The 8,080-nt window shown below is 74.9% G+C and carries 7 protein-coding genes; 6 read left to right on the forward strand and 1 reads right to left on the reverse strand.

Annotated features, from left to right (window positions below; translation table 11 throughout):
* Window positions 1-237: 237 nt before the first annotated feature.
* The 6 genes from ABEB28_RS40505 to ABEB28_RS40530 all read left to right on the forward strand — a co-directional run bounded on the left by ABEB28_RS40505 (window position 238) and on the right by ABEB28_RS40530 (window position 7,443).
* On the forward strand, window positions 238-360 hold the full coding sequence (locus ABEB28_RS40505; RefSeq protein WP_345733628.1) for a 50S ribosomal protein L36: 123 nt from the start codon (window positions 238-240) through the stop codon (window positions 358-360).
* A 125-nt stretch (window positions 361-485) separates the two neighbouring features.
* Window positions 486-1,703: a hypothetical protein gene (locus tag ABEB28_RS40510; protein ID WP_345733629.1), complete on the forward strand. Its 1,218-nt coding sequence runs from the start codon at window positions 486-488 to the stop codon at window positions 1,701-1,703.
* The gene (locus ABEB28_RS40515) at window positions 1,700-2,479 is read left to right on the forward strand and encodes a hypothetical protein (protein WP_345733630.1); all 780 of its coding nucleotides are present in this window, start codon (window positions 1,700-1,702) and stop codon (window positions 2,477-2,479) included. Before ABEB28_RS40510 ends, ABEB28_RS40515 begins: the two co-directional genes overlap by 4 nt.
* Window positions 2,476-3,102, forward strand: a complete 627-nt coding sequence (locus ABEB28_RS40520) for a hypothetical protein (protein ID WP_345733631.1) — start codon at window positions 2,476-2,478, stop codon at window positions 3,100-3,102. Before ABEB28_RS40515 ends, ABEB28_RS40520 begins: the two co-directional genes overlap by 4 nt.
* Window positions 3,099-6,134: a coiled-coil domain-containing protein gene (locus ABEB28_RS40525; RefSeq protein ID WP_345733632.1), complete on the forward strand. Its 3,036-nt coding sequence runs from the start codon at window positions 3,099-3,101 to the stop codon at window positions 6,132-6,134. Before ABEB28_RS40520 ends, ABEB28_RS40525 begins: the two co-directional genes overlap by 4 nt.
* A 4-nt stretch (window positions 6,135-6,138) precedes the next feature.
* Window positions 6,139-7,443 carry a M20/M25/M40 family metallo-hydrolase gene (locus ABEB28_RS40530; RefSeq protein WP_345733633.1) on the forward strand — a complete coding sequence of 435 codons (1,305 nt, stop codon included), beginning with the start codon at window positions 6,139-6,141 and terminating at the stop codon, window positions 7,441-7,443.
* Here ABEB28_RS40530 and ABEB28_RS40535 read toward each other — a convergent pair.
* The coding region (locus tag ABEB28_RS40535) for an SCO7613 C-terminal domain-containing membrane protein (protein WP_425559060.1) at window positions 7,440-8,080 on the reverse strand (641 nt) is incomplete at its 5' end. The genes ABEB28_RS40530 and ABEB28_RS40535 overlap by 4 nt on opposite strands.

The raw sequence follows: 8,080 nt of genomic DNA on the forward strand, positions 1-8,080 counted from the left end.
AACCATCCTGGCGGGCGCCCGGGAGCGGCGACAACCATCCCGGCGGGCGCCCGGATGCGGCGACAACCATCCTTCTGGCGGGCGCCGGGAGCGGCGACAACCATCTCAGTGGGCGCCCGGGGGTGGCGACAACCATGCCGGCTCCGGGTGGAGTCCGAGTGGGAATGGGTCGTAGCTGATAACCGTTGTCGGGAACGGAGGCTCCCGGAACCGCGGGAGCGGAGAGGAACGGCCGCGATGAAGGTGCGGAACTCGCTTCGGTCGCTGAAGCAGAAGGACGGCTCGATCGTGGTGCGCCGCCACGGGCGGGTCCTGGTCGTCAACAAGCGGAACCCCCGGCTGAAGGCCCGGCAGGGCTGATTCAGCGGCAACGCGTAGGGTCCGGCTGCAACGCGTAGGGCCCCGGTCACGCACCGGGGCCCTTTCCATGCCCGGGCCGGTGGGCGGCCGGAGTCGTCGGACCGGGCAGTTAGAGTGACCGGACTGTGGACCCCGATGAGCTGACGCTGGAGAGCGCCGCGCACGACGACGCGATCGTCGCGGTCTACCGGCAGATGTTCGCAGTCCTCGGCAGCTCGGCGCAGTCGGTCGTCTCCGATCCGGTGCTCGTCGACCTGGCCGACGCGCTGTTCACCGCGTTCTCCGCGGCCGGTAGCGAGGGCCTCACGATGGAGCAGATGCGGCACGCCTGCCGCGGATTCCCGGAGCCGGTGTTCCAAGCCCGGGTGCGGGTGCTGCGCGAACTCGGTGCCGTCCAGAAGGCCTTCGACCGCCCGCACCAGGACGTGTACCGGGCCTCGTTCACCAGCTACGTGTCGCTGCTGTTCATCCGCCGGATGCTCACCCGCGGTGGCCAGCTCGAACTTCACCGGCTGTTGACGCTGGAGCGGCTGAACCTCGACGATCCGACGGCCACCGACGAGGACGCCCGGGGGAGCGCCGCTCGGCTCACCCGCGCGTTCCGGCTGATCGTCACCGAGCTGTTCATGCTGACCTCGGGCGGCACGATCGACGTGCTGCGTGAGAAGGCGCCGCTGCTGTGGAACGCCGACACGCTGATCGGCGAGGCCACCGCGGTGCACGACACGATGCTCGCGCGGTGGCCCGACCTGACCCGGCCCAGCACCGAGCTACGGGCGGCGATCGCGGCGTACCGGGACGTGTCGACCGCCGCCGCCGGCCGGCTGACCCAGGCGGTCGGGGCGACGCGCGCGCTCGACCTGCTGCCCGCCGAGGCGTGGCGGACGTTCACCCGCCGGTCGTCGGTCGGAGCGCTCGCCGCGCCGCTGGCCGGGCTGGTATTCGACGCTCCCCGGGCCTGGCTGTCGGCGGGCGACCTCAGCGAGGCGGTGGCACAGGCCGAGCGTCCGACACCGCAACGGCTGCGCCCGCCGCGGCCCGACGCCGACGAGACGGCCGGCGGGCCCGAAGCGCGCGCGGTCGACGACGCGGAGGCCGCCGATCTGGCCGCCAGGGCGGAGGCCGCACTCGCCGGACGCGACGCGGTCGAGGTCGCCGAGCTGGTGGGCGGGTCGGGCGACTGGGCGACCGCGCGGCGCCTGCTCGCCGACCTCACCGCGGCGGCCCAGCACCCGTCGCTGCCGTACGCATTGACCTGGGGGGACGGTCTGCTGGTGGATGCCGAGGGAGTGCCGTCCTGGCGGGGGAACGGTCGGTTCAGCCGGGGCCTGGTCGCCGGATGAGCGAAGCTTTCCCAGCGGTGGCGCGCGGCGCTGCCGCTACGAACACGCGCGGCCCCGCCGCCACGGACACCCGCGGCGTTGCCGCAGCGGACACGCGCACGGCACCGCTCGACGAGGCCGCGCTGTGGGCGGCGCGCGCGCGGGCCGAGGGGCCCCTGATGATGCCGCCCGGTGCCGCGGCTCCGGAGGGGTTCCGCCGGTTGGTGGAACCGGGCGCGACCGGCGCGTGGTGGGTGCAGACCGGTCCGGACGACGTGACACCGGCCGCGCTGCGTGATCTCCGGCTGGGTCTGCCCACCCTGGACCACCGCAACGAGGCGAGCCGGGTCCTCGCGGTGTGCCTGCGGTGCTGCTGGGTGGACCTGGCGGCCGAGCCCTGGCCGGGGCGGCCGACGACGGTCGCGGCCGTGCTCGCGGTGCTGGCCGAGCTGCTGCCGACGCGCAGTCCGGCGATCCACCACCGTTTCGCCGTCGAGGCGTTCCGCCAGCTCACCGACGCCGGGTGGCTGCGCTGGGCGGAGCGGGCCGGGACGATCCGCGTCGGCCCGCGGGTGGCGGCGTGGCCGGCCGCGGAGATCGAGGCGCTCCGGGAACTCTGCCGCACGATGCCGCCCCCGCCTGCCGAGCCCGCGCCGGCCGGTGACACCGAGCCCGCGCTGCCCGGAAACAGCGAGCCCGACGCCGCCGCGCCGGCGGTGGCGCGCGGTGTGGCGTCCACCGAAGAGACAGCACCCGACGCGGACGGGAACCCGGGAGCAGCGGGGGAGAACCGATGACGCACCCGGCGGACGATCTGCTCGGCGGGTTGTCGGAACGCCAGCGGGACGAGGTCGTCGCGGCCTGGGCCGCGGTCGAGTACGGCCGCGAACCGGTCGACGAGGTGGGGTTCGCGGCGCTACGGGACCCCGCGCTGCGCGAGACGCTCCGGGCCGTGCTGCACCGCACCGGCCGTGACCTGGTCCGGGTCGCCGGTCGTCAGTGGACGAGCGGGTTCGCCGACGCCGCCCGCGAAGAACTCGTCGCGCGGGGCTGGGGTGCGCTGCCGGAGTACGACCGGGCGGTGCTCACCACGATCCTCGTGCACTCGGTGGCGATCCCCCGCTCCGAGGGTCGGCTCACCGACGACAGCTGGGCGTCCGCCGTGCCGACCACCGTCGCGGAGCTGCGCAGCCACACCCAGCTGGCCCGCGGCAAGCTCAACGAGGCCCTGCAGCGGCTGCGCACCGCGGACCTGGTCCGCTCGGTGCGGGGTGCCGACAGCGCGGCCTACGTTCCGGGCCCCCAGTTCCACCGGCTCACCCGGGCGGCCCGCCGGCTGCTGCAGGAGGAGCTGGTGCTGGCCGCCGGGCCGGGGAGCCCGCTGGCGGCGGCCATTCGGGCGAGTAGAGGAGAACGGTGAGGATCGACGACCACCTGGACGTCGTGGGAGACCGCGTCGCGATCGGGATCCAGCTGATCGGCGTGTCGCGCCTGTCGACGCACCCGGTGCCGCTGGTGCCGGGCTGCCTGATCACGGTCGCCGGCCAGGGGCCCAAAGACTCCAACGGTGCCGGGAAGTCGTCGTTCATCGCGGCGCTCACGCTGCTGCACGGTGACGAGCAGTGGCGGCTGGCGTCCGGGGCGCGGGAATCCGCCGACCTGCTGTTCTCCGCCGAGATCGCGGCGCAGGAGCGGGAGTACGCCAGCGCCGACCACGGCTACGTGATCGGGGTGTTCGCCGACCGCGACGCCGCCGAGCCGGACGCCTTGGCCGCGAGTGCGCTCACGGTCTGGCTGCGGATCTCCCGGGACACGCCCCACCTGCTCGTGCGGTGGTCGGACGGACTGCACCTGCCGACCGCGACGACCGAGGCCGAGCGGGAACGGCAGGCCGACGCGCTCTGGGCCGCGTTGCCGCCGCGCGCCGGGCGTCGGGACTACAACGCGCGCGACCTGTCGCGGGTGCTCTTCGGCGAGCACATCCGCTGCGTGTCGTTCCTCTCCACGTCGGTGCGGCCGTCGGCGACCGCGAACCTGCTGGCCCAGCCGCTCAACGAGCTCAAGCCCGACCGGATCTTCTCCGCGGTGGCGGCCCTCACCGGCCTCGACCACGAGATCGCCGACGAGCAGCGGCACCGCAACGTCGAGCACGCCGAACTGGAGAAGGCCGCGGACGCCGAGCGCAAGCTCCTCGAGTGGGAGGAGCAGGCCCAGCACCTCGAAGCCGCGATCGACCGCCGTGCGCAGGCCCGCGACCGGGAGCCGATCGCGCGCGCCCGCTGGCGGTCCCGCGCGGCCGTGCTGGTCGCGCGCGCCGCCGACGAACTGGAGGCGATCGAGGACGATCTGGAGCGGATCGCGGCCGACGACGCCGCGCACCGCGAGCGGCTGGCCGGTATCACCGACGAGCTGCACGTCCTCGGCGACGACGTCGCGCTGCGCGACCGGCTCCGGCGGGCCGAGGAGGCGTTCGCCGCGGTTGACGGTGACCACCAGCAGCTCCGCGACCGGCGGCGGACGCTGACCGGCAGCCTGGAGCGTCTCGGCCGGGAGGCGGACGAACTGGAGGCGACCGCACGGGACGCCGACGGCCGGGACGAGGCGACCGCGGCCGAGGAGCGGGACGCCGCCGTGGCCACCCGCACCGCGGCGATCGGCGCGCGGGCGATCGCGGCCCGGGCGCTGGCCGACGCGCAGACCGCGCTGGGCACGGCGGAGGCCGGGGACGACGTCGCGGCCGAGCAGCTCGCGCAGCTGGAGAAGGCCGGTATCCCGGCGGTCGCGCTGCTCGACGCGGTGACGCTCACCGACGACGAGCGCGTGGTCTGGGAGCCACTGCTCTGGCCGTACCGGGACGCCGCGGTGGTGGACGAGACCCGGCTCCCGGAGGCCACCGAGGCGCTCGTCGGCCTGCCCGGCTCGGTGCTGGTCCCGGCCGGACTGCCGACGACCGACCCGGACGTGCCGCGGAGCGCGACCGACCTGGACCTGACCGGGTTCCTCGGCGCACTCCGCGCCGCCGGGCTGGTCACCGTCGTCGGGGCGTTCGCGGCGCCGGTGACCGGGCGGGCCGCCCGGATCGCGCGGGCACAGGAGCGGATCGCGGCCGACGACGCCGCGCTCGCCGAGGCGGACGCGCGGCTCGCCGACGCGGAGCGGCGCCTCACGGTCGCCGAGCGCCGGGTCACCGCCGCCCGCGCGGCGGTCACCGCGGCGTCGAAGCGGCAGCGGATCCGCGCGTATCGGGCCGAGTTGGAGGAGGTCGCCGAGCGGGAGGACGCGTTGGCGCCCCGCCTCACCGCCGCCCGGCACGAGTACGACCTCGCGCGGCTGGCCGAGACCGGTCGGCAGCAGCAGGCCGACGCACTGCTGGGCAACCGCCGTCGGATCGAGGATGCGCGTGAGGCGCTCCGCGTCGAGCGGGATCGCCTGGACGCCCGCCGCCGGGTCGTCGACCTCGACACGCTGCTCACCCAGTGGGGCGGCACGGTCGAGGCCGCGCAGGACCATCTCGCCGAGCTCCCCGACGAGGAGCAGCTGTTCGACGAGGACGACTGGTGGCGCGCCGCCGAAAGCGTCCTCGCGGAGTTGCTGGCGCTCTGCTTCCGGCCGGGTGACACGGTGCCCGCGCAGGTCACCGCGTTGGCCGAGGAGCGGGCGACGCCCGGCCGCGGCCAGGCCGACCGGCAGAAGCAGACGTTCCCCGCGATGCTCGACGCGGTCCGCGACCACCTGACCCTCACCGCGCACGAGGACGCCCACCAGCGCGCCCGCCTCGCCGACGAGCGGGTCGAGAAGAGCCGGGCCCGGGACGCCGCCGCGCTCGGGCACGAGGAGGCCGCGAAGGCCGCCGCCGCGGTCCGGGCGTCGCTGGCGCGCGCGATCACCGCCCGACTCACCGCGGTCGGCGCGAAGTTCGACGACCTGGACCGCGCCTACGGCGGGTACGGGGCGGGGCTCCGATTCGTCGAGCCCGAGCCGCCCGCCGACCCGACCAAGCGCTGGAACTGGGAGATCACCCCGGTGTGGCGTCGCGCCGAGGGCAACCTGATGGTCGCGTACGACCGCCGGGGCAACACCGCGCAGATGGACGAGAAGGCGGTCAAACTCGTCTGCGCCGCGGCGCTGGCCAGTGGCACCGGACGGCCGCTGCTCCTGGTGCTGGACGAGCTGGGCCGCAACCTCGGCAAGCAGCACCGGCGCGAGGCGGTGGCGCTGTTCGAGCGGATCGGCGCGGACAGCGGCATCACGGTGGTCGGGGCGCTCCAGGACGACATGGAGCGGTACGCGATCGACGCGTGCGGCGAGTACGTCAAGCTGCGCCGGACGTCGGACGCGATGGCGTACAACCAGGCGCCGGTGATCCACGGCTTCGACACCCGCGCGGCCCGGGTGGCGCTGCTCGCGGATTGGCTGTCCGGGAGCTACCCGGCCGAGTTGGTGGGAAGCTGACCGGGTGGACGTACCCGAGCCGGTCGAACTGCTGCAGCGCCTGATCCGGGTGGACACCACCAATCCGCCCGGGAACGAGGCGGAGTTGGTCTCCTACCTGGACGGCATCCTGCGCGACGCGGGGGTGGCGACCACGCTCGTCGAGTCCGCGCCGGGGCGGGTGAACCTGATCGCGCGGATCCCCGGGCGCGGAGTGGCCCCGCCCCTGCTGATGCAGGGCCACCTGGACGTCGTCCCGGTGAGCGACCACGGCTGGACCCACCCGCCGTTCTCCGGGACGATCGCGGACGGCTTCGTCTGGGGTCGCGGCGCGCTGGACATGAAGAGCGGCGTCGTGATGATGCTCGTCGCGCTGCTGCGGACCCTCGCGGAGGGAGCGCAGCCTCCGGGCGACGTGATCCTCGCGCTGCTCGCCGACGAGGAGGCCGGTAGCGACCGCGGCGCGAAGTACCTGGTCGAGAACCGTCCCGAGCTGTTCGAGGGCGTCAAGTACGCGATCGGGGAGTTCGGCGGCTTCTCGATGGAGATCGCGGGGCGCCGGTTCTACCCGATCCAGGTCGCGGAGAAGCAGATCTGCTGGATGCGGGCGGTACTGCGGGCACCGGGCGGCCACGGGTCGCTGGCCCGGCCCGGCGGCGTCACCGCGCGGCTGGCCGAGGTGCTGCGCCGGCTGGACCGGCGGCGGCTACCGGTGCACGTCACGCCGGTCGTCCGCACGATGATCGAGGCGATCGCGGCGGAACTGCCCGGTCCGGCCGCCCGCGCGGCCCGGCTGCTGCTGCGGCCCGCGCTCACCCCTCGGCTGCTCGGCGCGGCCGGCGAGATCGGCCTGACGCTCGCGCCGATGTTCTCCCACACCGCGACGCCGAACATCGTGTCCGCGACCGGCGGCTCGGTGAACGTCCGCCCGACCGAGGCACAGATCGATCTGGACGGACGGTTGCTGCCCGGCTTCCGCCCCGCCGACCTGGTGGGTGAACTGCAGAAACACCTGGGGGACGACGTCGAGCTGAGCGTCGTCCGCTACGACCGCGTGGAGAAGGCGCCGGACCTCGGGATGTTCGACACGCTGGCGTCCGTCCTCCGCGAGCAGGACCCGACCGGCACGCCGGTGCCGCTGTTGATGCCGGCGTCGACGGACGGGCGGTTCTTCGCGCAGCTCGGCATCCAGACGTACGGGTTCACCCCGATGACGCTGCCCACCTCGATGGCGTTCAGCAAGCTGGTGCACGGCGTCGACGAGCGGATCCCGGTTGGAGCCCTGGAGTTCGGCACGACCTGCATCACGTCGCTACTGACCCGGTTCTAGTGCATGTCGCGGACGAAGCCGGCGAGGCGGGCGGCGTCCCGGCGTCGCTGCTCGTAGGTCGCGCCGGCCGCCACGAGGAGTAACCCGGCCAGCGACAGCGGCACCCAGGTCGGCACCGTGTCGGCGAGCTCGGGCAGTACCGGGGCGAGGGCCCGGGCGGCGACGAGCGTGAGGACGGTGGCGCCGGAGAGGAACGGAGCCTGACGACGCGTCACCGCCCCGGCGAGCGTGACGGCCAGCGCCGCGGTGCCGAGCAGCAGCACCCGTAGGCCGAGCGTTCCGGCGGCGAGCGCGAGCGCGAGGCTGGGCACGGTGGCGATCGCGAGCGCCGGGCCGAGCGTCACCCAGGACGAGACCGCGGGACGGCGGCGCAGCGTGACGAGGCCGAACGCCGCGGCGAGCGCGGCCGCCGGGAGCGTGTACGCCTCCGGGGTGACCACCTCGGCGAAGCGCAGCCAGGCCCAGAGCGCGCCGAGCTCCACCAGCGGGATCGCCATCAGGCACCCGCGCCGGGAGCCGCGGAGCCCGGCCAGGCCGAGCGGAACACCGAGCAGTGTCGCGGTCACGGCGAGGACCGGCCGGCTGGGGTCCTCCTGCACGACTGCGGCGAGCAGCGCGGACGCCCCGGCGACGGGCG

Source organism: Cryptosporangium minutisporangium (assembly GCF_039536245.1).
GTDB classification, from domain to species: Bacteria; Actinomycetota; Actinomycetes; order Mycobacteriales; family Cryptosporangiaceae; genus Cryptosporangium; species Cryptosporangium minutisporangium.

What these genes read in the sequence shown, in the direction of transcription:
- ABEB28_RS40505 (WP_345733628.1), top strand. Translation starts at nt 238, where the DNA reads ATGAAGGTGCGGAACTCGCTTCGGTCGCTGAAGCAGAAGGACGGCTCG.
- ABEB28_RS40515 (WP_345733630.1), top strand. Translation starts at nt 1,700, where the DNA reads ATGAGCGAAGCTTTCCCAGCGGTGGCGCGCGGCGCTGCCGCTACGAAC.
- ABEB28_RS40520 (WP_345733631.1), top strand. Translation starts at nt 2,476, where the DNA reads ATGACGCACCCGGCGGACGATCTGCTCGGCGGGTTGTCGGAACGCCAG.